Here is a 21,102-nt window from a genome sequence, read left to right as displayed (position 1 = left end):
GCACCATCCTCGGTGCGGTCAACTTCATCACCACCATCATCTGCATGCGCGCCCCGCGGCCGGCGCCGCGCCGACACCGGCGGAGCGGGCGACACCGCGGGAGCCCGCGGCGGGCCGGGCGGCCGCTCCGGGGTCTCCCAGCCGTACGTCCACGGCGCCTTCCACTGTTCGTCCATCCCGGTCTCCCGTCCGCGCGGCGGGCCGCCCCGCGGGTCGCGGCGGGGGCCGCCGTGCCCAACGAGCCGGCCCGCCGGCGCGGAACGGCACCGGGCGGCGGACACGGTGGTGCGGTGCGGGTGCGCGCCCCCGGGCCCCGGACGATGCTGGGGGGCATGAACAGCAACAGCACCACCGAGCCCCTGGTCGAGGTCGCCGAGTTCCGCACCGACAGCCGCTACCGGCTGGTGCACTTCAAGGGCAGCGGCTGGAAGCCGCTCGCCCCCGAGGAGTTCGAGCCCGAGGTCAAGCACGCCTTCCCCGAGCTCGACCCGCACGACCCCGTCCTGGTGCACTGGGTCGACCGTCCGTGGGAGTGGCCCGCCTGGCACCCGGGCGAGGCCTGACCGGCCGTCGGCGGGTCAGAGCGGACGGCCGAGCAGCCGCCCGGCCTCCGCCAGCACCCCCGACAGGTAGTCGGCGGCGGCTCCGCCGACCGCGAGCCCGGCGGCCTGCCCGGACCACAGGTTGACCAGATCCGACCTGCCCCGGGCGGCCGCCTCGGCGCGCAGCGGCAGCATCAGCGCGTTCTGCACCGGATAGGGCGGGACGGTCTCCTCGTGGGCGGCCATCTCACGGACGAAGCGGTTGGCGATGCCGCGCGCCGTCCGGCCGGAGAACAGCCGGGTGAGCACGGTCGTCCGGGCCTCCGGCGAGAGCAGGGCGCGGCGGTGCACCTCGCTCGCCGCGGACTCGGCGCAGGCCAGGAAGCCGGTGCCGATCTGCACCGCGTCCGCACCGAGCAGCAGGGCGGCGGCCAGGCCGCGCCCGTCGGTGATCCCGCCCGCCGCCACCACCGGCACCCGCACCGCGTCCACCACCTGCGGCACCAGCGAGAAGGTGCCGACCAGCGACTCGCGCACCGGCGCCAGGAAGGCGCAGCGGTGCCCGCCGGCGTCGCTGCCCGAGGCGACCACCACGTCGGCACCGGCCCGCTCCAGCGCCTCGGCCTCGGCGACGGTGGTCGCGGTGCCGATCAGCGGGATGCCGCGGCGCCGCGCCCCGGCCACCAGCCGCTCCGGCGGCAGGCCCATCACCAGGCTGATCACCGGCGGAGCCGCCTCCAGCAGGGCGTCGACCTGCTCGTCGAAGTCCGGCCGGCGCAGTTCGGTGGACGGGTCGGGCAGCCCCAGTTCGGCGTAGTACGGGTGCAGCCGCTCGACGTCCTCCGCGGTGGCGCGGGTCTCGCCCTCGCCCGGCTGCGGCACCCAGAGGTTGACCGCGAACGGCCGGGAGGTCGCGGCGCGGAGGTCCTTCACCAGCTGCGTCAGCGCGTCCGGCTGCAGGTGGTGGGCCCCGAACGAGCCGAGTCCGCCGGCCTCGGAGACGGCGGCGGCCAGGGCCACCGACGACGCTCCTCCGCCGAACGGGCCCTGCACCACCGGGTGCTCCAGGCCCACCAGCTCGCAGAACCGGCCCACGGCGCGTGTGTTCATGACGATGCGCTCCCTCGCTGTCGACGTTCCCGCCATGCTAGACGACCGGTCAACTATTCGTGGTGACCGCCCCGGAACCGGCCGTGTCGGAGGCGGGCCCTACCGTGTCCGTCCATGGGACTCTCGATCACCGTCGGCCTGCTCGACGACCTCGACCGCCACGACCCGGAGGGCGCCACCCACCACGCCCGTGAACTCGCCGTGCTCGCCGACGCGCTGCAGGCCAAGGGCATCGACTGGCGGGAGCCCGCGCCCGCGGGCACCGGCCGCGCCGGCCACAGCGGCGGCTTCCCCTACGCACACCTGCACCACCTGCGGCGGGCGTTCGTGCTGCGCCGCCACGGCGCCGTCACCCCCGCCGCCGACACCGACCCGGACCAGTACGACTGCGACCGCGGCGAGGTCGAGGAGGAGGCGCTGATGTTCTCCTCGCACCTGCTCTGCCACTCGGACTGCGCCGGCTACTACGTGCCCGCCGACTTCGACGACCCGGTGTTCCTGCCGGAGGAGGCCGCGGTCGCGGGTGGTGGGATGGTCGGCTCCGCCGCGCAGCTGCTCGCCGAACTCCGGCGCCTGGCACCGGCGATCGGCATCTGCCCGGAGACCGCGGCCGCCACCGCCGACCCCGTCGTGGCGGCCGACGACCCGTACGAGGCGGAGAAGTCCGCCTGGCACGTACTGCACGGCGCCTGCCGGGAGAGCCTGGCCACCGGCCGCGCGATCGTCTTCCACTGAGGCCCGCCCGTCGCCGCGCCCGCCCACCCGCCCACCCGCCCGGTCGCGGGGCCGTGGCGGGCGGCCGGTGGCGGCCGTCGGAGTGACACTCCGTCGAGTCGTGACGGGGTGTCGTCAATCGGATGCCTAGCGTGACGGGCATGACTGTAGATCGTTCCCTCGCCGCCCCGGGCGGGCCGGGTCTCGCCGGGGCGCCCCGGCGAGGCGGGCTCGCGGCGCTCTTCGTCCTGGTCCTGGCCCTGCTCACGGTCGCCGCGTCGATCACACCGGCCGCGGCCGCGCGCCGGGCGGGCGGCACCGTGTCCGTGCAGTTCGAGAACAAGAGCGACCGCGACCTCACGGGTTTCGCCATCAACGTGCCCGAGGGGTGCCTCATCCCCTTCGCACCGGCCACGATCGCGGCCGGAACCACCGCGACCTGGACGGTGGGGCCCTGCCAGTCCGCGTACGGCACCAGGGGGACGATCGACTACACCGTGCAGGGGGAGAACGGCGCGACCACCCGGATCGGCTGGGACGTGCCCTTCACGGGGCCCAACTCGTACACCGAGTCCGCGCCCACCGGGTACGTGATCGGCCACACCGGCGGCACCGACCCGCAGACCCCCGTCCACTGGACCTTCGACTGCAACTCCAAGACCTGTGACGGCATCCCCGACGCGTGGAAGCTGAACGGCGTCACCCTCGACCCGGGCGACGGCAGCGCCGCCAAGTTCATCGACCTGCCGGCGATGGGCGCCGACGTCAACCGGCCCGACGTCTTCGTCCAGCTCGACTGGATGGCCGGCACCGCACACAGCCACGCGATCGACCCCGCCGCGATCAAGAAGGTCGTGGACGCCTTCAAGAACGCGCCGTACAACAAGCGGGGGCAGACCGGCACCGGCATCAACCTGCACATCGACGCCGGGCCCAACAGCATCATGAACTTCGCCACCAACACCACCTGGGGCACCCTCAGCCGGGCCAAGCAGCTCACCGAGACGACCAACCTCGGCACCAAGGTCAACGGCCTCTACCAGTGGGACGCCTTCACCGCGCTGAAGAACGCCACGGGCGGCTTCCGCAGCACCGCGCGGGGGCCGATCTTCCACTACGCGATCTCCGCCCACAACCTGGAGAGCGGCTCCCGCTCCAGCGGGATCTCCGCCGGCACACCCGGCAGCGACCTCATCGTCAGCCTGGGCAGCTTCACCAACAGCGTCGGCACCGTCGACGAGCAGGCCGGCACGCTGATGCACGAGCTCGGCCACAATCTCGGCCTGCGGCACAGCGGCAACTCGGACATCCCGAACCACGAGCCGCAGTACTTCAGCGTGATGAACTACAGCTACCAGTTCGGCCTGACCGTGGGGACGACCAAGGGCCTCCTCGACTACTCGCGGCAGAACCTGTCGCTGAACGAGACCGCCCTGGACGAGCGGGTCTACCCGCCGACCAACCCGCTCTACGACGTCAGCCACTTCTGCCCCGGCATCGACGGGACGGTCGGCAAGTTCGTCACCATCCAGTCGAGCAAGGCCGCCGTGGACTGGAACTGCGACGGCCGGATCTCCGACACCGAGGTCGGCGTCGACGTCAACGGCGACGGCAGCCAGACCGCCCTCGCCGGGCACGACGACTGGAACGCCCTCGTCCTGCGCGGCGGTGCGGTCGGCCACTCCGGCGCGGATTCGGCCGGCGTCCCGGCCCCGACGCTGGAGAACGAGGCGACCCCCGAGGACGAGGCGATGGACCTCCCCGTGGACGTCACCCCGCCGGTCACCACCGCCCGGACGAGCGCGCACCCGCACAAGGACGGCGGCCACCAGGGCGAAGGCGGCCACAAGGGCGAGGTGCGGGTCGTCCTCACCGCCACCGACGACCTCTCCGGCGTCGCCATGACCGAGTACAACCTCGACAGCAGGGGCTGGCAGACCTACACCGGCCCGATCGTGGTGACCGGCGAGGGCAAGCACCGGCTGCTCTACCGGTCCGTCGACCACGCGCAGAACCAGGAGACGGACAAGTACCTCGTCCTGCGGGTCGACCGGAACTCCGAGTGGCACCAGGAACCGACCGCCGAGCACTGAGCACTGAGCGCACGTACGGACGCCCCGGACCGGGACCTCCCGGTCCGGGGCGCCGGCATGCCGCGGGCGGAGTAGTTGACCGACCGTATACTCGCCGCATGGGACGGAGCAGCACGGCACAGGAGCGACTGCTCGACGCCGCCGGCGACCTGCTGCACACCCACGGCTACTCGGCCCTCGGCGTCGCCGAGATCTGCGCCCGGGCCGAGGTCAAGAAGGGCAGCTTCTACCACTTCTTCGCCTCCAAGCAGACGCTGACCCTCGCCGCCGTCGACGCACACTGGACGCAGCAGCGGCAGGTCTGGCAGACCCTGCTGGGCACCCCCGGACGGCCTCCGCTGGAACGCCTGCGGCACCTGCTGGACGCCCAGGCGGCGGCGCAGCGGGCCGACAAGGCCGGCGGCGGCAGCGTCCGCGGCTGCCTGCTCGGCAACCTCGCCCTCGAACTCAGCGGCCGCGAGCCGGAGATCCAGACCCGGCTCGCCGAGATCTTCGACGAGCAGGCAGCCCTGGTGCAGGGCGTCCTCGCCGAAGCGGCCGCCACCGCGCCGGTCGCCGCCGACACCGGGACGGCCCGCGCGGTCGTGGCCCAGCTGGAGGGTGCGGTGCTGTTCGCCAAGCTCGCCGACGACCCGGCCCGGCTCGACGGCCTCTGGCCCGCCGTGCAGCGCCTCGTCCGGTCCGACTGAGCGGGGCCCCTCCGGCTCCGACTGAGCGGCGCCCCTCCGGCTCCGACTGAGCGGGGCCCTCTCCGGCTTTCGCCCGGACATGCCGTGCGCGGTCCGGCCGGGCCGTAGGCTCGACCGATGGGGACCCGGCAGGTGGACGCATCGCAGTGGCAGCAGGCCTGGACGGACGGCGGACGACGCGCCGTCCACATCGGCGACGTCGCCGACTTCAACGCCCAGTTCGTCCCGCAGAGCCCGGCCGCCCGCCGGCAGGCCCACCACTACTCCTGCCTCGCCGCCTTCTACACCCCCGACCCGGCCGCGCTGCTGCTGCCCGGCGAACCCGACGCGGAGTGGACGGCCTGGCTGGCACGGGAGTTGGCCTGGGGCCCGGTCGAGCTGCACACCGGACTCGCCGACGAGCACGGCACCGTCCGCGGCACGCTCGCCGTCCGCCCGGCCCTGTGCGAGGGCATCGAGCGGCTCGGCCTGCCCGTCCGCCCCTGGGGCCGCACCGCCGGGCCGGGCCTGGAGGCCGTCCACCACTACGAGTCCAAGGCCGCCTCGCACGAGCTCTTCGCCCGCACCGCGGCCGGGCACCCGGGTGTCCTGGTGCCCCGTCAGCGACCGGCCCGCTCGGCCCGGCGGGCCTCCCGGCTGCTCGCCGCCCTGGCCCGCCGCGGCGAGACCGCCGTCCTCAAGGCCCACCACGGCGTCGGCGGGTACGGCACCGCCGTCGTCACCCCGCGGGACACCACCGCGGCAGGCGGCGCCCGGGCGCTGCTTCGCGGCCTCGCCGCCGAGGGCGTCCTGCCGCCCGGCGGCAGACTGCTGGTGGAGGAGTACGTCCCCGGGCGGGGCCGGCTGCGGAACCTCACCTTCGACGCGGTGATCGCCGACGACGGCACCGTGCACCCGGTCGGCACCGCCGTGATGCACGTCGACGGCACCAGCTACCGGGGCGCCACCGCCGGCCCCGGCGCGGTGCCTCCGCGGGCGGCCGGCACCGCGGAGGCGTTCGGCCTCGCCGTCGGCGCCGAACTCGCCCGGGCGGGCCACCGCGGCTGGTACGACGTCGACTTCGTCACCGACCCGGCCGGTCGGCTCGCCCCGACCGAGGCCAACCTGCGGCTCACCGGCCCCGCCGTCGCCTTCGTGCTCGCGGCCCGCCTCGACGCGGTGCACGGCCCGGGCCACCGGGTCCGCACCCTGGACATGCTGCCGCTCGGCGCCCGGCTGCCGCAGCAGGCGCTGCTCGCGCACCTGTCCCAACTCGCGGAGCGCTGCGAGCGGTTCGGCGTGCGCCTGCTGCCGACGATTCCCACCGCGAGCTGGGAGGAACTGCCGACCGCGGGCGTGGCCCTGGCCGCCCGTGCCCCCGACACGGTGACGGCCCTGGACGCACTGGACGCGGCGGAGGCGGTCGTCCGGGCGGCCTGCGAGGCCCTCGCCGACCCCTTCGACGCCGTCGCCCCCGACGTGCCCGGCGTGCCCGGCGTCAGCGCCCGTCCTGCGAGGGGCCGCGCCGCCCGGTGACCGTCCGCGCGGCCGCCGACCCCTGCGCAAACATGAACGATCCCACGATCGCCGCGGCGACGATCAGCGTGACGTTGAACGTGTAGACCATGAACGCCTGCCGTCCCCAGTCGGTCGGGTTCGTCAGCCGGTACATGTTGTCCTGCGGCCACCAGGCGGCGAGCAGCCAGACGATCGCGAGATGGGTGAACCGGGTGAGCACCGGCCCCCGGCCGAGCCGCGCGACCGCGGGGTGCCCGAAGAGGAGGAACGCCGTTCCCAGGGCGAAGCCCAGCCACTCCGCCCCGTACAGCACCGAGAACGCGAGGGTGTAGCTCCCGGGCACCGCCGAGAGGTCGGTGGAGCCCGGCCAGAGGGTGGAGGTGAGGGACGCACTGCCGAAGAAGGCGAAGACCAGGACCAGCACCACCAGGCACCCCCGGGTGAAACCGTCGGCCTCGGCCCGGCCGCCACCGCCCTTGACGGAGCCCGAGGTCTTGCCCGAGGCCTTGCCCGCGCCGTCGGCGTGGCCGCGCGGCGCGGGCAGCGGCAGCGCCGCTCGGTCCAGCTTCCCGGCGCGGGTGCGCGGCAGCGCCGGGACGGGGACGACGGCCTCCGGCACGAGCTGCTTCGGCAGCCGCTCGGCGAGGTACTCCCGGACGGCGGAGGCCTCCGGCCGGGTGCCCTCCGCCGCGACCACGTAGGCCACCAACGGCCGCCTCGCGGAACCCTGTTCGGGACCGAGGACGGTCACCGCGCACTCCCGCACCTCCGGGTGGCCGCGCAGCACCGCCTCCGCCTCGGCCGCGTTCGCGGTGCCCGCCCCGGAGTCCCGGCCGACGTACTCCAGCAGCCCGTCGGCGCGCCGCCGCGCCAGATCGCCGGTGCGGTACGCGCGGTCGTCGATCCCGGGCAGGAAGGCGAAGCGGGACCCGGTCAGGTCGGGCAGACGCGGGTAGCCGCGGCCGACGCCCGGCCCGGTGAGGCAGATCTCGCCGATGTCGCCGTCCGGGACGGGCCGGTCGTCCGGGCCGATCAGGTGCACGCCGTTGCCGGGGAACGGCCGGCCGATCAGGGAGATCCGCTCGGGCTGCTCGACGTCCCCGCCGAGGTCCGCCGGATCGAAGTACGTGCTGTCGACGCCCGCCTCGGCGACGCCGTACACGTTGATCACCCGGACGCCGGGGCCGAGGTAGCGCTGCATCCTCAACTGCTCGTCCAGGTACCACTTCTCGGCGCCCACCGTGAGCAGCCGCAGCGCGCCGAGCTCCAGGCCGCGCGGCTGCAGGTGGTCGAGCAGTCGGCGCGCGGTGTGGACGTTGGTCTCCATCACGGTGATCCGCTCGTCGACCACCAGCCGGTGCAGCTCGGAGAGTTCGGCGGTGCGGTCGAGCGTGAAGTTGCGCTTGGCCATCACCAGGGTGCCGCCGGTGCACAGGGCGCGGATCCAGTCCGCGGTGAAGACGTCGAACTCCAGGGTGGCGGTCTGCAGGAAGCGGTCCGCCGGGGTCAGCCCGTACACCTCGCGCCAACCCCGGTGCGAGTGCAGCAGATTGCGGTGCTCGACCAGGGCGCCCTTGGGCAGCCCGGTGGAGCCGGAGGTGTAGAAGACGCAGGCCGGGTCGCCGGACGTCAGCCCGACGGCGAGCGGCCCGTCGTCCTCGGACGCCGCCGCGGCCGCCGAGGTGTCCAGGCAGAGCAGCGCACCCTCGCCGGAGTCGGCGAGCCGCACCCGGTGCACCTCCTCGGTCACCACCACGGCCGGAGCCGCGTCCGCCAGCACGTGCCGGATCGTCCGGTCCGGTCCGGTCGGCTCCAACGGCACGTACGCGGCACCGGTCTTGAGCACCGCCAGCAGTGCCGTGATCAGTTCGGTGCTGCGGCCGAGCGCGACCGCGGCGAAGCCGCCCGGGCCGAGCCCGAGACCGGCCAGGTGCCGGGCCAGCCGGTTCGCCCGCCGGTCCAACTCCCCGTAGGTGAGCCGGACCTCACCGCAGACCACGGCCGATGCGTCCGGTGCGCGCACCGCCTGCTCCTCGAACAGGCCGTGCACGGTCTGCGCCTCCCCCTGCATGGTCCAACCCCTCCCTCGTCGGCGGTACCGCCCTGAGCCTGCCCGCCCCCACTGACAGTGTGCAGCCAGTACGCCTGGGTGACCGGCCGGGAGTATCGGGTAGTTGCGGGTCCGTCACCGGATCGGGACGTGCCGCGGACCTGCGTCGGCTACCGGTGGGTGCCGGCGGGCGACCGGTGACCGGCCGACGGGCGACCGGGCGCCTGTGGACGGGTGACCGGTGGAGGACCGACGGGCGACCGATGGGTGACCGATGCGCCGCCAACTCCCGCCGCCTACGGTGGAGTCCACCGGCAGCCGCCACCGGCGGACCGGACACCGCACCCGAGGGGGACCACCATGACCGCCTACGCCATCGCCCGGATGCGCGCCATCGACTTCGGCCCGGACATCGTCGAGTACCTGCGCCGGATCGACGCCACCCTGGAGCCCTACGGCGGCCGCTTCGTCGTCCACGGCGGCGCCTACCGGGTGCTGGAGGGGGAGTGGTCGGGCGACACCATCGTCATCGCCTTCCCGGACGGCGAGCGCGCCCACGCCTGGTACGACTCGCCCGTCTACCGGGAGATCATCGCCCTGCGCACCGACCACTCCACCGCCGACCTGATCATCGTCGAGGGGGTGGGGGAGGGCTACCGCGGTGAGGACGCGCTGGCCAAGCTGCTGCCCGCCCACGAGGGCGACGGCGGAGCCTGACCGGCCGTCCGATCGAAACGGACTGACTGACCATCAGATCTTGGCGGCGGCGTGTATGCGCGGTGCGCACGCCCGCCGCGAAGAATTAACCTCCTCGGTCTACTCGCGTAAACCCTGGGAGCAGCAAGCTTGTTGAGCGCCCGGAACCAGTCCGTCCGGGTGCTCTTCGCGCTTCCCCCATCCCTGGAGTCACGCATGCGCTCGATACGCCCGCTGCGCCGCACCGCCGCCGCGCTCGGCGCCGCCGCCCTCGCCGCCACCGCGCTGATGACCAGTGCCGGCACCGCCGAGGCCGCACTGCCCACCCCCGTCTCCACCAGCACCGCGAAGACCTACCTGGCGAGCCTCACGGTGGCCGCCGAGTCCCACGAGTCCACCTACGACCGCACCCTCTTCCCCCACTGGATCACCATCTCCGGCACCTGCAACACCCGTGAGACCGTGCTGAAGAGGGACGGCGTCGGCGTCACCACCGACTCCGCCTGCGCCGCCACCGGCGGCACCTGGACCTCCGCCTACGACAACGTGGTGACCACCAGCGCGTCCAGCTTCGACATCGACCACCTGGTGCCGCTCGCCGAGGCCTGGCGCTCCGGCGCCTGGGCCTGGACGACCGCCCAGCGCCAGAACCTCGCCAACGACCTCACCCGCCCGCAGCTGATCGCCGTCTCCGCGAGCTCCAACCGCTCCAAGGGCGACCAGGACCCGTCGACCTGGCTGCCGCAGGCCTCCTACCGCTGCACCTACGTCCGCGCCTGGGTGCAGGTGAAGTACTACTACGGCCTGTCCGTCGACAGCGCCGAGAAGTCGGCCCTCACCTCGGTGCTCAACGGCTGCTGAGCCGTTCCCGTCCCCTCCGTGCCCGGAGAAGGCGGACGCCCGGACGCTCCCTCGGGGTGGGAGCGCCCGGGCGTCCGGACGGAGCCGTGGCCTCAGGCCGGCAGCTGCGCCTCGATCGCGGCGACCAGCTCGTCCGCCTCGGGCTCGGTGCGCGGACGGAACCGGCCGACCACCGTGCCGTCCGCGGACAGCAGGAACTTCTCGAAGTTCCACTGCACGTCGCCGGCCGTGCCCTCGGCGTCCGCCACCTCGGTCAGCCGGGCGAACAGCGGGTGCCGCTCCTCGCCGTTCACGTCGATCTTCTCGAACAGCGGGAAGGACACCCCGTAGGTGGTCGAGCAGAAGGTCTGGATCTCCTCGGCGCTGCCCGGCTCCTGCCCGAGGAACTGGTTGCAGGGGAAGCCGAGCACCGTGAAGCCGCGGTCGGCGTAGCGCTGCTGCAGCCGCTCCAGCCCGGCGTACTGCGGGGTCAGACCGCACTTCGAGGCGACGTTGACCAGCAGCAGCGCCTTGCCCTTGTGGTCGGCGAGCGAGGTCGGCTCACCGGCGAGGGTGCGCAGGGGGATGTCGTACAGGCTCAACGGAGGGTCCCTTCGGGGCGTTGTCGTGCGGCTTGTCGTGTGGCTTCGGCACGCGGCTTCGGCACGCGGCGCACAGGATGCGCCACAGCGCACAACCCGGCGCGGACCCGATCTGTTCCCGCACCCGCCGGCGCGCCGCCCCGGCGACGCGCCCCCGCCACCCGAACGGCGGAGGGTGCTCGGACGGTCGCCCTACGTGTGCTGTGCTGACCGCCATGACCAACCCCGACGGCGTCGCCCACTACGAGGACCTGCGGGCCCTCTTCGTGAACTGCACCCTCAAACGCTCCCCGGAGCGCAGCCACACCCAGGGTCTGATCGACATCAGCCGCGGGATCATGGAACGGCAGGGCGTCACCACCGAACTGCTGCGCGCCGTCGACCACGACATCGCCACCGGTGTCTGGCCCGACATGACCGAGCACGGCTGGGAGACCGACCAGTGGCCGGTGATCTACTCCCAGGTGATGTCCGCCGACATCCTCGTGCTGTGCGGCCCGGTGTGGCTCGGCGACAACTCGTCGGTGATGAAGAAGGTGATCGAGCGGTTGTACGCCTGCTCGTCGCTGCTGAACGACCGGGGCCAGTACGCCTACTACGGGCGGGTCGGCGGCTGCCTGATCACCGGGAACGAGGACGGCGCCAAGCACTGCGCGATGAACGTCCTCTACAGCCTGCAGCACCTGGGCTACGTCGTCCCGCCGCAGGCCGACGCCGGCTGGGTCGGCGCGGCCGGCCCCGGCCCGTCGTACCTGGACGAGGGCTCCGGCGGGCCGGAGAACGACTTCACCAACCGGAACACCACCTTCATGACCTGGAACCTGATGCACCTCGCCCGGATGCTCAAGGACGCCGGCGGCATCCCCGCCCACGGCAACCAGCGCTCCGAATGGGACGCCGGCTGCCGCTTCGACTTCGAGAACCCCGAACACAGGTGAGAGCGGCGCGGCCCACGACCTCGACCGGACCCTGGGCCGGCCGAGGCTAGGCGCCCGCGCGCCGGGGCAGTTTCCAGCCGGGGCGGGGAAAGTGGCAGGTGTAGCCGTTGGGGACCTTCTGCAGGTAGTCCTGGTGCTCGGGCTCGGCCTCCCAGAAGTCCCCGGCCGGGGTGACCTCGGTGACGACCTTGCCCGGCCACAGGCCCGAGGCGTCGACGTCGGCGATGGTGTCCTCGGCGACCTGCTTCTGCTCGTCGGTGAGGTAGAAGATCGCCGAGCGGTAGCCGGCACCGATGTCGTTGCCCTGGCGGTTCTTGGTCGACGGGTCGTGGACCTGGAAGAAGAACTCGAGCAGGGCCCGGAAGTCCGTCCGGGCGTCGTCGTAGAGCACCTCGATGGCCTCGGCGTGATTGCCGTGGTTGCGGTAGGTGGCGTTCGGGACCTCGCCGCCGGTGTAGCCCACGCGGGTGGACACCACCCCGGGCTGGTGGCGGAAGAGCTCCTCCATGCCCCAGAAGCAGCCCCCGGCGAGGACGGCCTTCTCGGTCGCCATGGTCTTCTCCCTCAGTGATGGACATCGGCTTGCGCTGGTGCTGACAACCAACGAGGCCACCGTATTCCTGCACACGCGCCGACCGGCCCTCGTCCGGGTTCCGCAAGGACGCAGAACCAGCCGGTTCAGGGCGTGATCGACGTTCCCGGGCGCAGGACGGCGTTGAGGGAGGTCGCCGTCGTCGCGTCGAACCCGGCACGGCACGCGAGTCCCAGGTGCTGCGCGACCTTGCGAATGTTGAGGTCGACCGCGCTCTCGGCCGGGGTGGTGAGTGCGTCGATCGCGGCGCGTGCCCGCAGTACGGCAGTGCTGACGTGGACGGCGCGGGTGATGGAGGCGGGCCACCAGCCGATCGACAACCCGAACCGGAGGACGATGCGCTCGCGGCGTCCTCGCCGTCCATGCCACTGGTCCCCACCGCGCCGACGGCCGGGCTCACCAGGTCGGCGGGCCGAGCACCGGCTCCGCCGTCGGCACCCTGAGCCGCCGCGGGAACATCCAGGCGCTCTCCTTGGATGCGCCCGTCGCCTGGGCGAGGCAGTTGCGACGTCCTCACGCCTCGGTGCGGCAGGGGCTGCACCACGAGGTGCGGCGGGGACTCCGACTGGCCGGCAGCCAGGGGCGGATGACCCGGCGGGTCTGCAGCTGGAACTCGTTCGGCTGTGCCGCCGTCACGGGCCGGCCGTGGTGGTGTCGGTGGGGGATGGCAGCATGACGGGCCGGGTTCCGGTTCTCGGGAGGAAGTCATGCGGCAGCGACTCAATCTGATCCTGCTCGGTGTGCGCGACGTCGCCGCCTCGGTCGCGTTCTACCGGGCGCTGGGGTGGCGGAGGTCCACGGCGGGATCGGACGAGTTCGCGCTGTTCGAACTGGGTGGGGTCGCGGTCGGGTTCCAGTCCCGGGCGGCCTTCGCGGCCGACGCCGGTCTGCCCGACCGGGAGCCGGGCGGATTCTCGGGCTTCGCCCTGGCGTACGTGGCCCGCAGCGCCGACGAGGTGTACCGGGTGATGGCCAAGGCCGCCGAGCTGGGCGCCACCGTCACCCGCCCGGCCGGCCCGAATCCCTGGGGACACAGCGGATACTTCACCGATCCGGACGGCCACCTGTTCGAGGTCCTCTACGAGGACGGCTGGATCTTCGACGAGCACGACGATCTGGTGCTCTGACTGCCGCCGAAACCGAACAGCTCCCAGGCCGGCCACCCCGACGGCTCCACCCCCGCCAGGGCGCTGCGCACCGCGTCCGCCCGTCTGATCCACCAGGCCCGTACGCGGGAGTCGGCGACGCCCCGGTGATCCGGCTCCACAACCCGAAGGAGGTCGGCGGCGGCCGGAAGCCCGTCAACTGACCGCGCCCCCGGGCGTTCGGGACCGTCCACGGACCCGGACGCCGGGCGGCGGCAGACCCGGGCGGCCGCCCCGGGGACGGTCTACCGGGGGAGTGGGCGCGGGCCACTCCGGTCGGGCCGGACAGCCTGCTCCGGCCGGGACGTGAGCGGGCGTCCGGCCACCGCGGCGGCCGCGAGCCTCCGCCGGTCCAGCCGGTCACCGTCGAAGAACTCGGGCAACAGCAGCGCCGCCACGGCCTCGGCCCCGGTGCCGTCGTCGAGGCGCAGGACGGGCACCTCGGTGGGCCGTTCCGCTGCGCCGCTGCCGAGACGGGTGAGGGTTTCGCGGCTTTCGAGTTGCAGCCACGTGCCCACCGAGGAAGGGCCTTCCACCGACAGGAGGCCGGCCTCGTACAGGCTGGTGACGAGGAGGTTCTCCACCCGGAGTGCGCCGGCGACGTACAGCACGCATTCGCTCTCGCACAGCAGGTTCTCCGCCGTGACGGTGCCGGTGACGCACAGCGTCGGGTAGTACCCCGAGTTGGAGAAGTGCAGGCTTCCCTCGACCGTCAGGTTGCCGTCGATGACATGGACGGCCTCCACGTCCTCGCGCTCGCCGACGTCGTCGATGCCGCAGCCGACGGCCACCCCACCGGGGACGACCACGTCGCCGTCGTGCACGAGGACGTGCGCCGGTTCCTCGCTGAACAGACCGTCGAACTCGAGGTCCGGCCCGCCGAGGAACGGATGGCGCTCCACCGCCTCCTCCCACGGGAGGCTCTCCCAAGCGGTCGTCAGTTGACGGAACAGCATCCCACTTCCCTCCAGCTCGCGGTCGCGAAAGACGAACCCTACTGACGCTTAATGCGTGTTGTCGTGGGGGCTGACAGGTCGTGGTTGTCGCGGTACACCCAGGTCATGAGGTACGCGCAGGGCGGCGGGCTGACTGCCGAGCGGAGGGCGTTTCGCGAGCAGATCCGCCTTGAAGCGGGCGAGCTGTTCGCGGCGGGCCGGGACAACGCCGAGGTAGCGAGGGACCTGCGGGTCCATGTGCGGTCGGTGCAGCGCTGGCGCCGCGAGTGGGTGACGCGGGGCGAGGCGGGCCTGGCGTCGAAGGGGCCGGCGTCGCTGCCCAAGCTCAGCGACGAGCTGTTCGTGAAGCTGGAGGCCGCGCTGGACTTGGGGGCGGTGGCGCACGGTTGGCCGGACCAGCGCTGGACCCTGGTACGGATCCAGACGCTGATCGGGCGGATGTTCGACAAGAGCTACACCGCACCGGGGGTGTGCCTGCTGTTGCATCGGCACGGCTGGTCGCCGCAGGTCCCGGCCCGGCGCGCGGTCCAGCGCGACGAGGAACTGGTTACGACGTGGGTGAAGGAGACGTGGCCGGCCGTGGAACGACCGCGGCGGCGCTCGGGGCCTGGACCGTCTTCGCCGACGAGGCCGGCTTCTCGATGACGCCGCACACCGCCCGTACCTGGTCCCGCAAGGGCTGCACACCTGTCATCCGGGTCAACGGCGGCAGCCGCCGCCATCTGTCCGCCGCAGTCCTGTGCTGCTACAAGCCCGGACAGCGGCCCCGTCTGATCTACCGCCACACCACCGACCGGCGAGCCGACCGGCGCAAGGGCTTCTCATGGAAGGACCTGCGCGACCTGCTGGCCGACGCCCACCAGCAACTGCACGGACCGATCGTGCTGGTCTGGGACAACGTCGGCCTGCACCCGAGCCGCGCGATCCGTACCTGGACCGAGGCCCGGGACTGGCTGACCGTCTTCCAACTGCCGCCCTACGCGCCGGACCTCAACCCCGTCGAGGGCGTCTGGTCCAGCCTGCGGCGCACCAACCTGGCCAACATAGCCTTCACCAACTACGACCACCTGGTCACCGCAGTCCGGCGAGGCCTGCGCCAGATCCAGTACCGGCCCACCATCATCACCGGCTGCCTCACCGGCACCCGCCTGGCCACCCACCCCAACTACATCATGCATTAAGCGTCAGGGGTCGCCGAGGCTGAAGTTCAGTGTGTCCATCAGCAGAGGCGGCAGGTTCCGGAGACGACGTGCGGGGCGCTGGACGAGGGCAGCCACTGCTGGCGTATGTCTGGGTTGGGACGGCACACTTCAGCGATGAATCCGAACTCGACCGAACCGACTCGGTGTGATCCGCCTCCAGTTAACTGCGACCTCTACCCCGATCTGGCTTCCGGCGGCGGTCTCGCTGCAGTTCTGCAGGAAACAGCTGCAGAGCTCGGCCTTTCGTTGGGCGACATTGACGTCGACGACCGGCGCCCGCTGACGTCGGCCCGGACGAACAGCGAGAACTTCACAACCTGGATCGACATGAGTGCCGTCGAACGGCGCTTCTTCTTCGGTGTGTGGATCAACGGCACGAAACGGGTCTGGGGCGCCACGGACGACGTGCGCGAGTTGGCCAGGGCCTGGGCGGCGTGGCGCAGCGGCATGACGGCTCGGGAAATCCAGGCCGCAGCACCGTTCGTGGAGGTCGCGGAGCTGGCGGAGGCGCATGAGCGCGGACCGGCCGAGGCCACCGCGCTGAGCTGGGAACTGCTCCTGGCGAAGCTCCGCCGGATCGGTGAGAGGTACGGTTACCCGAACGGCGGGGCACAGTTGGCAGCGGCCGAAGCCGCCTATGGCGAGCCGTTGTTGCGGCAGCTGTTCCCATTCACCAGCCACTTTCAGCTTCACTTCTCGACCTGCACCGGTTTTCCCTACTCGTGGGACGTGCCGTACATCGAGCCCTCGCCCGGTGGGCGGTACCGGATCCACGGGCCGGCGCGTGGCGTGTTCATCGGTGAGGCCAACACGGCGGAACAGGCCGTCCGCGCGGTGGTGCGGGGGCTGCCCGAAGGCTGCGGGCCGGCGGTGGCAGGGACCGCCGTGCCGGTGCAGCGGTAGACCGTTTGGAGGTCCACCGCTGGTGCAGGACGACGCAGACCATAAGGCCTGGTTTCCGGGCCGCGGTCCCGCGCGGGGTCGGGTTTGGCAGCACGGCCTGGGTCTACCGCGACGATCACCGCCTGTCAGCACCCCACGACATCAGGCATTAAGCGTCGGTAGCGGCACCCCGCCGGACCGCCGGCTCCGCTGCGCCGCTGCACGGACCGGGAGCAGTCCGTCGGCGCCGAGCTGTTCCGCGGGGGGTCATGCGCCCGGCAGACCACGGAGGATGTTGGGTGATCGCCTGACAGGTGAGGTACGGGTCGGATAGATCTGTGCGGGTGAATGACTCCACTCCCAGCGAGCCCACTCCCGAGGAGGGCGAGCGCACCTCCCGCGCCGAGAACGCGAAGAACCTGATCAAGAAGCACAAGGGGAAGTTCCTGGCCGTCGGCGGCGCCATCGCCACGGTGGCCGCAGCCGTCGTCGTCGCCGGTCTCGTCGGCGGCAGCGGCACCGGGGAGACCGAGGACGCCGGGGACACCGATGGCACCGAGGACCTCAGGGATTCCGAGTCGGCCGCCGACCTCGGAGACGCGGACCGTCCGAAGCGTAAGTCCCCTGTCGGGCACGACGTCGTGGCGGCCCTGGTGAAGCTCGCGGACGGTTGGCAGGCCAGTGAGGAGCGCAGGGCGGCGTACAAGGAAGCGACGGGGGAGGACCTTCCCGCTGACAGCACCTATCGCTCGGAGCATCGTCGGGGCGACTTCGGGGACGAGGAGGATCCCGGCGACGCCGTAGCCTGAGCACCTGGCGGAAGCCGACGCGGCCTCTCACTCCTGCGTGGTGCAGGCGGAGCCGCTGCAGAGCGTCCTTGCCGTTGCTGACCCGCGGCTTCCCGGTGTGGCCGGGGCACGGGTCAGGAGCTGCTGCCGCTGACGGCCGATTCAGGCTCCTGCCCGACGGGCGTGCGATAGGTTGCCGATCATGACCGACCTGGGACGCATCGCCTGGCCGCCCGAGCCGATCAGGACCGAGAGGCTCGTGCTGCGTGCGCCCGAGGGCCGGGACCGGGCGGCGTTCGTCGATCTGCTGGCGTCGCCGGAGGTGCACACCTACCTCGGGGGTGCCCGGCCGCGTGACGAGGTGGAGCGCGAGATGCGTGAGACGTCCGGGGTGCCCGAGGGGTGGCCCGGGAGTTTCGTCGTCGAGCTCGACGGGGCGATGATCGGTCAGATCCTGCTCAGGAGGGCGACGGAGCACCGTCGCCCGGCCGCGGTGGGGAAGGCCGATCTGGGGTACCTGTTCCTGCCGCGGGCGTGGGGGTTCGGGTACGCCGCGGAGGCGTGCCGGGCGGCCCTCGACTGGTTCGACGGTGTCTTCCCCGGCGAGCCGGTGGTGCTCACCACCCAGAGCGCGAACGTCGGTTCGATGCGTCTTGCGGCGAAGCTGGGGTTCACCGAGGTGGAGCGGTTCCGGGCCTGGGACGCCGAGCAGTGGCTCGGCCTGCGGTCGGCGGTCACGCCGCCGGTGTGAGCCGGAGCCCGTCCCGCCGGCGGACGGGCCGGAAATGGCGGACGGGCCGGAAACGGCGGACGGCCCCGCCGGCGGACGGGGGCCACGACGGCCGGCCCCGCCGGCGGACGGTGCTCCCACGGCGTCCGGGCCCGACGAGGAGGGCGCTTCTCGTCGGGCCCGGGGCGGGATCAGACGACGGTTCGGCAGACCGTTCCGTTCAGGCGGAAGACCGTCGGGGACGGGTTGGCGCCGTTGTTGCCGCCGACGAAGCCGAAGTCGACGGAGTTGCCGCCGTTGGGGGCGAGCCTGGCGTTGTACGCGCCGTTGGTCACGCGGACGTGCTGCCCCTCGGCGGTGATGTCGGCGTTCCACCAGGAGTCGGCGGACTGTCCGGTCGACGGCCAGTCGAAGTCCAGTGTCCAGCCGTTGATGTCCGCCGGGCCGAGGTTGCTCACCACGACGTCGGCGACGAAGCCGTTGCCCCAGCCGGTGGTCACCTGGTACGCGACGGTGCAGGTGCTGTCGTCGGGGGTGCCGGTGGTGAAGGTGAGCGGTTCGGAGGGCCGGGAGAGGTGCCCCGCCTGGTCCCGGGCCAGCACGTTGACCGTGTGCCGGGAGCCCGGCGGCAGGTTGTGGAGCGTGGTGGAGGTGCCGGTGGACGAGCCGAGCAGCTGGACGGTGGTGCCGAGCTGCTCGTAGACCTCGTAGCGGTCCACCGCGCCGGTGGTGGCCGGCCAGCTCAGGGCGACGGTGTTGGCGCCGACCGCGGTGGTCCGGGGCGCACCGGGGGTGCCGACGGTGGCGGCGGACGAGCCGGTGCCGCTCTTCGGGTGCATGGTCAGCACGGTGACGGAGTAGGGGGCCAGGGTCGCCGAGGAGGAGGTGGCGGTGCCGGTCGCGTCCACCAGGCCGTCGTCGCCGGGTGCCCACCGCTGGACGGAGGGCGCTGCGGCGCCCGCGGTGAAGCCCGGGTACCGCAGGTCCACGGTGTGCTCGGCGGAGGAGCTCTTGTTGAGCAGCAGGACGCTGAGGTCGCCGTTGGCCCGGAGCACCGCGTGGGAGGAGACCTCGGGGTCGGAGGTGCCGGAGGCCACCATGCTGTCGCCCGGGTCGCTGAGGGCACCCAGCGCCTTGATGCCCCAGTACGGCGCGAACGGGGTGTTCACCGCGGGCTCGCAGACGCTGCCGGAGCAGCTGCCGTTCGACAGCATGCCCATGTCGCCGTAGTCGGTCTCACCGCCGACCGTGGTGACGGCGCCCGCGCCGTTGTGGGTGTCCCACCAGTCCACGGTGAAGACGCCGTTCTCCAGCGCCGTCATCACGGCCTCCGCGGCGAACAGGCCGTTGGGGCGGCTGGTGAAGGCACCGCTGCCGGAGTTGGAGTTCACCTCGGTCATCGCGATGCCGATGCGCGCGGAGTCGGTACCCGCGTACTGGTCCAGCAGGGTGCGCACCTGGCGGAGCTCGCCGGGGAGTTGCTGCACGGCGGCCAGCGACTGGTCGCCGGTGCTGGTGTTGGGGTACCAGTGGACGCTGACGAAGTCGACGTCGTGGGCGACGGCGGCGAGCACGGTGTGGTTCCAGTCGCCGGTGTCGCCGGCGGCCACGATGCCGTCCGGCCAGTTGCCGGGCATGGTGAGCACCGCGCCGATCTTGACGGTGGGGTCGACGGCCTTCATGGCCGCGGCGTACGCCTTGACCTCCCTGGCGTACTGGTCGGGCGTCTTGTCGGCGTGGACGTCGTTCTCCCAGCCGCTGCCGTAGACGCCGTTGCCGTAGATCTCGTTGCCGATCTCCCAGTACTTCGCCCCGTAGTTCTTGGTGACGTTGGCGTACCGGACCCAGTCCGCGGCCTCCTGGGCCGTGCCGGAGCCGTAGTTGGCGATCAGGACCGGCTGGGCGCCGGAGGCCTTCACGGTGCCCATGAAGGCGTCGAAGTCGGTGCCGGGGGCGACGTACCCGCCCGGTGCGGTGTTGTCGACCCAGTGGTAGATGTCGGAGTAGGAGCCGCCCGGGTAGCGCAGCGCGCCGATTCCGGCGGCCTTGTACAGGGAGACCACCTGGGGGTCGTTCATGTACGAGTCCCAGACGGCGGTGTTCGCGCCGAGCGCGGTGGAGCCGACGGTGCCCAGACCCGCGCTCGCGTTGACCGTGACGGTGGTGCGGCCGGTGGCGGCGGGGTCGGCCGCGGCGGCGGGGGCGGCCAGCGGCAGTGCCGCAGCCACCACGGCTAGGGCGGCCGAGGCCGTCGCGGCGAGGGGGCGGCGGGGCCCGTCTGGTCTGCTGCGGAACGGCATGACGTGTTCCTCCCGGGTGATGCGCCGGCCCGGGGGCGCGCCGCGGGCGGGACGGTGGACGGGGGCTGTGCGGCGTGCGGTGCCGCGTCGACCGTCGACGATGCGTGCGGCGGATGGGGCTTGGGAGCGCTCCCATGATGGGAGGGGGCGCCGGGCATGTCAATCTTCCCGACGTGCCGGGACGCCCCCGCCGCGGCAATCCGGCGCTCAGGCCGTCCCGGTCTCGGCGGACTTCATGATCCGGAGGAGGGGCGAGATGTCCTTCTCGAAGGTGAATTCGCGCAGGAGCGTGGTCCACCGTCCGTCCTCGCGCCGCCAGACGAAGCCGTACCGGATCGGGACGCCGTGCTGGACCCGGTGCATGACGACCGTTCCCTGGTCACCGTGTTCACTCGTCGCGAGGAAACGCACGTCGTCGATGTCCTCGCCCACCCGCTGCCCCTGGTCCCGCAGGGTGCGGAAGCGCGTCATGAACTGCTCCTTCGTCAGGATCGCGACCTGACCCGCCTCGTCGACCCGGATGTTCTCGAAGCCCGGGTCGTAGAGGACGTCGAGCGCCTCCACGTCCATCGCGAGGCCGGCGTTCAAGTACTCCCGCATGCGTGCGACCAGCGACCGGTCCATGGTCGACTCCCCTTCCGTCGTTGTCGTCCCGGCGGTTCGTGCGCGTGGTGAGCAACGGCCCGGGAACGCCGCCGCCCGCGCTCCAGAGTTCCACCCGGGGGCGACAGACCAC

The 21,102-nt window shown here is 72.6% G+C and carries 21 protein-coding genes; 13 read left to right on the top strand and 8 right to left on the bottom strand.

Annotated elements, in window-relative coordinates:
* Positions 1 to 332: 332 nt before the first annotated feature.
* Positions 333 to 563: a hypothetical protein gene (locus ABD353_RS11285; protein ID WP_030273247.1), complete on the top strand. Its 231-nt coding sequence runs from the start codon at positions 333 to 335 to the stop codon at positions 561 to 563.
* A 15-nt stretch (positions 564 to 578) separates the two neighbouring features.
* Here the strand turns inward: ABD353_RS11285 and ABD353_RS11280 are convergent, their stop codons facing one another.
* Positions 579 to 1,652 carry an NAD(P)H-dependent flavin oxidoreductase gene (locus ABD353_RS11280; RefSeq protein ID WP_344623383.1) on the bottom strand — a complete coding sequence of 358 codons (1,074 nt, stop codon included), beginning with the start codon at positions 1,650 to 1,652 and terminating at the stop codon, positions 579 to 581.
* Positions 1,653 to 1,766: 114 nt separating this feature from the next.
* Here ABD353_RS11280 and ABD353_RS11275 point away from each other — a divergent pair, with 114 nt between their 5' ends.
* From ABD353_RS11275 to ABD353_RS11260, 4 genes are all read left to right on the top strand, one after another.
* Positions 1,767 to 2,387 (top strand): hypothetical protein, encoded by a 621-nt coding sequence (locus ABD353_RS11275; protein ID WP_344623382.1) that lies wholly within the window; start codon positions 1,767 to 1,769, stop codon positions 2,385 to 2,387.
* 140 nt (positions 2,388 to 2,527) lie between these two features.
* The gene (locus ABD353_RS11270; RefSeq protein ID WP_344623381.1) at positions 2,528 to 4,459 is read left to right on the top strand and encodes an OmpL47-type beta-barrel domain-containing protein; all 1,932 of its coding nucleotides are present in this window, start codon (positions 2,528 to 2,530) and stop codon (positions 4,457 to 4,459) included.
* 98 nt (positions 4,460 to 4,557) lie between these two features.
* Positions 4,558 to 5,148 (top strand): TetR/AcrR family transcriptional regulator, encoded by a 591-nt coding sequence (locus ABD353_RS11265; RefSeq protein WP_344623380.1) that lies wholly within the window; start codon positions 4,558 to 4,560, stop codon positions 5,146 to 5,148.
* 117 nt (positions 5,149 to 5,265) lie between these two features.
* Positions 5,266 to 6,663 carry an ATP-grasp domain-containing protein gene (locus ABD353_RS11260; RefSeq protein WP_344623379.1) on the top strand — a complete coding sequence of 466 codons (1,398 nt, stop codon included), beginning with the start codon at positions 5,266 to 5,268 and terminating at the stop codon, positions 6,661 to 6,663.
* Here ABD353_RS11260 and ABD353_RS11255 read toward each other — a convergent pair.
* A complete protein-coding gene (locus ABD353_RS11255) occupies positions 6,626 to 8,716 on the bottom strand; it encodes an amino acid adenylation domain-containing protein (RefSeq protein WP_344623378.1) in 2,091 nt (696 codons plus the stop codon). The genes ABD353_RS11260 and ABD353_RS11255 overlap by 38 nt on opposite strands.
* A 339-nt stretch (positions 8,717 to 9,055) precedes the next feature.
* Between ABD353_RS11255 and ABD353_RS11250 the strand changes: the two genes are divergently transcribed.
* Together ABD353_RS11250 and ABD353_RS11245 are read left to right on the top strand one after the other, a co-directional pair.
* Positions 9,056 to 9,412, top strand: a complete 357-nt coding sequence (locus ABD353_RS11250; protein ID WP_344623377.1) for a DUF1330 domain-containing protein — start codon at positions 9,056 to 9,058, stop codon at positions 9,410 to 9,412.
* Between the two features lie 195 nt (positions 9,413 to 9,607).
* A complete protein-coding gene (locus ABD353_RS11245) occupies positions 9,608 to 10,252 on the top strand; it encodes an HNH endonuclease family protein (RefSeq protein ID WP_344623376.1) in 645 nt (214 codons plus the stop codon).
* A 92-nt stretch (positions 10,253 to 10,344) separates the two neighbouring features.
* On the opposite strand, the gene ABD353_RS11240 is transcribed toward ABD353_RS11245, so the two are convergent.
* Entirely contained in the window at positions 10,345 to 10,833 is a 489-nt protein-coding gene (locus ABD353_RS11240; RefSeq protein WP_344623375.1) for a glutathione peroxidase, read from the bottom strand.
* Positions 10,834 to 11,048: 215 nt separating this feature from the next.
* Here ABD353_RS11240 and ABD353_RS11235 point away from each other — a divergent pair, with 215 nt between their 5' ends.
* Positions 11,049 to 11,771, top strand: coding sequence for a flavodoxin family protein (locus ABD353_RS11235; protein ID WP_344623374.1), 723 nt, complete (start codon positions 11,049 to 11,051; stop codon positions 11,769 to 11,771).
* Positions 11,772 to 11,817: 46 nt separating this feature from the next.
* On the opposite strand, the gene msrA is transcribed toward ABD353_RS11235, so the two are convergent.
* Positions 11,818 to 12,324, bottom strand: a complete 507-nt coding sequence (gene msrA, locus ABD353_RS11230; RefSeq protein WP_344623373.1) for a peptide-methionine (S)-S-oxide reductase MsrA — start codon at positions 12,322 to 12,324, stop codon at positions 11,818 to 11,820.
* Between the two features lie 125 nt (positions 12,325 to 12,449).
* Positions 12,450 to 12,683 (bottom strand): hypothetical protein, encoded by a 234-nt coding sequence (locus ABD353_RS11225; RefSeq protein ID WP_344623372.1) that lies wholly within the window; start codon positions 12,681 to 12,683, stop codon positions 12,450 to 12,452.
* A 387-nt stretch (positions 12,684 to 13,070) separates the two neighbouring features.
* Between ABD353_RS11225 and ABD353_RS11220 the strand changes: the two genes are divergently transcribed.
* On the top strand, positions 13,071 to 13,490 hold the full coding sequence (locus tag ABD353_RS11220; RefSeq protein WP_344623371.1) for a VOC family protein: 420 nt from the start codon (positions 13,071 to 13,073) through the stop codon (positions 13,488 to 13,490).
* A 263-nt stretch (positions 13,491 to 13,753) separates the two neighbouring features.
* On the opposite strand, the gene ABD353_RS11215 is transcribed toward ABD353_RS11220, so the two are convergent.
* A complete protein-coding gene (locus tag ABD353_RS11215) occupies positions 13,754 to 14,464 on the bottom strand; it encodes a hypothetical protein (RefSeq protein WP_344623370.1) in 711 nt (236 codons plus the stop codon).
* 105 nt (positions 14,465 to 14,569) lie between these two features.
* Here ABD353_RS11215 and ABD353_RS40375 point away from each other — a divergent pair.
* The 4 genes from ABD353_RS40375 to ABD353_RS11190 all read left to right on the top strand — a co-directional run bounded on the left by ABD353_RS40375 (position 14,570) and on the right by ABD353_RS11190 (position 18,087).
* Positions 14,570 to 15,645 (top strand): IS630 family transposase gene (locus ABD353_RS40375; protein ID WP_425555125.1). Its coding sequence is split into 2 segments (ribosomal slippage): positions 14,570 to 15,016 and positions 15,019 to 15,645, totalling 1,074 coding nucleotides; the frame shifts between segments, so codons are not numbered across the junction.
* 135 nt (positions 15,646 to 15,780) lie between these two features.
* The gene (locus ABD353_RS11200; RefSeq protein WP_344623368.1) at positions 15,781 to 16,569 is read left to right on the top strand and encodes a DUF6193 family natural product biosynthesis protein; all 789 of its coding nucleotides are present in this window, start codon (positions 15,781 to 15,783) and stop codon (positions 16,567 to 16,569) included.
* A gap of 323 nt (positions 16,570 to 16,892) precedes the next feature.
* The gene (locus ABD353_RS11195; RefSeq protein WP_344623367.1) at positions 16,893 to 17,357 is read left to right on the top strand and encodes a hypothetical protein; all 465 of its coding nucleotides are present in this window, start codon (positions 16,893 to 16,895) and stop codon (positions 17,355 to 17,357) included.
* A 181-nt stretch (positions 17,358 to 17,538) separates the two neighbouring features.
* Positions 17,539 to 18,087, top strand: a complete 549-nt coding sequence (locus ABD353_RS11190; RefSeq protein ID WP_344623366.1) for a GNAT family N-acetyltransferase — start codon at positions 17,539 to 17,541, stop codon at positions 18,085 to 18,087.
* 170 nt (positions 18,088 to 18,257) lie between these two features.
* Here the strand turns inward: ABD353_RS11190 and ABD353_RS11185 are convergent, their stop codons facing one another.
* Together ABD353_RS11185 and ABD353_RS11180 are read right to left on the bottom strand one after the other, a co-directional pair.
* Positions 18,258 to 20,366: a cellulose binding domain-containing protein gene (locus ABD353_RS11185; RefSeq protein WP_344623365.1), complete on the bottom strand. Its 2,109-nt coding sequence runs from the start codon at positions 20,364 to 20,366 to the stop codon at positions 18,258 to 18,260.
* A gap of 207 nt (positions 20,367 to 20,573) precedes the next feature.
* Positions 20,574 to 20,990: a nuclear transport factor 2 family protein gene (locus tag ABD353_RS11180; RefSeq protein ID WP_344623364.1), complete on the bottom strand. Its 417-nt coding sequence runs from the start codon at positions 20,988 to 20,990 to the stop codon at positions 20,574 to 20,576.
* Positions 20,991 to 21,102: the final 112 nt, after the last annotated feature.

It is taken from the genome of Kitasatospora arboriphila (assembly GCF_039528095.1).
Classification (GTDB): Bacteria; Actinomycetota; Actinomycetes; order Streptomycetales; family Streptomycetaceae; genus Kitasatospora; species Kitasatospora arboriphila.
The sequence above is the reverse complement of the archived record's forward strand: the minus strand, read 5'-3'. Positions and strand labels throughout refer to the sequence as shown.

Excerpts from the sequence above, each read along its gene's own strand:
- ABD353_RS11250 (WP_344623377.1), top strand. The coding sequence starts at position 9,056 with ATGACCGCCTACGCCATCGCCCGGATGCGCGCCATCGACTTCGGCCCG.
- ABD353_RS11190 (WP_344623366.1), top strand. The coding sequence starts at position 17,539 with ATGACCGACCTGGGACGCATCGCCTGGCCGCCCGAGCCGATCAGGACC.
- ABD353_RS11180 (WP_344623364.1), bottom strand. The coding sequence starts at position 20,990 with ATGGACCGGTCGCTGGTCGCACGCATGCGGGAGTACTTGAACGCCGGC.
- ABD353_RS11215 (WP_344623370.1), bottom strand. The coding sequence starts at position 14,464 with ATGCTGTTCCGTCAACTGACGACCGCTTGGGAGAGCCTCCCGTGGGAG.
- ABD353_RS11275 (WP_344623382.1), top strand. The coding sequence starts at position 1,767 with ATGGGACTCTCGATCACCGTCGGCCTGCTCGACGACCTCGACCGCCAC.
- ABD353_RS11220 (WP_344623371.1), top strand. The coding sequence starts at position 13,071 with ATGCGGCAGCGACTCAATCTGATCCTGCTCGGTGTGCGCGACGTCGCC.
- msrA (WP_344623373.1), bottom strand. The coding sequence starts at position 12,324 with ATGGCGACCGAGAAGGCCGTCCTCGCCGGGGGCTGCTTCTGGGGCATG.
- ABD353_RS11245 (WP_344623376.1), top strand. The coding sequence starts at position 9,608 with ATGCGCTCGATACGCCCGCTGCGCCGCACCGCCGCCGCGCTCGGCGCC.
- ABD353_RS11185 (WP_344623365.1), bottom strand. The coding sequence starts at position 20,366 with ATGCCGTTCCGCAGCAGACCAGACGGGCCCCGCCGCCCCCTCGCCGCG.
- ABD353_RS11260 (WP_344623379.1), top strand. The coding sequence starts at position 5,266 with ATGGGGACCCGGCAGGTGGACGCATCGCAGTGGCAGCAGGCCTGGACG.
- ABD353_RS11255 (WP_344623378.1), bottom strand. The coding sequence starts at position 8,716 with ATGCAGGGGGAGGCGCAGACCGTGCACGGCCTGTTCGAGGAGCAGGCG.
- ABD353_RS11235 (WP_344623374.1), top strand. The coding sequence starts at position 11,049 with ATGACCAACCCCGACGGCGTCGCCCACTACGAGGACCTGCGGGCCCTC.
- ABD353_RS11285 (WP_030273247.1), top strand. The coding sequence starts at position 333 with ATGAACAGCAACAGCACCACCGAGCCCCTGGTCGAGGTCGCCGAGTTC.
- ABD353_RS11265 (WP_344623380.1), top strand. The coding sequence starts at position 4,558 with ATGGGACGGAGCAGCACGGCACAGGAGCGACTGCTCGACGCCGCCGGC.
- ABD353_RS11280 (WP_344623383.1), bottom strand. The coding sequence starts at position 1,652 with ATGAACACACGCGCCGTGGGCCGGTTCTGCGAGCTGGTGGGCCTGGAG.
- ABD353_RS11270 (WP_344623381.1), top strand. The coding sequence starts at position 2,528 with ATGACTGTAGATCGTTCCCTCGCCGCCCCGGGCGGGCCGGGTCTCGCC.
- ABD353_RS11200 (WP_344623368.1), top strand. The coding sequence starts at position 15,781 with ATGAATCCGAACTCGACCGAACCGACTCGGTGTGATCCGCCTCCAGTT.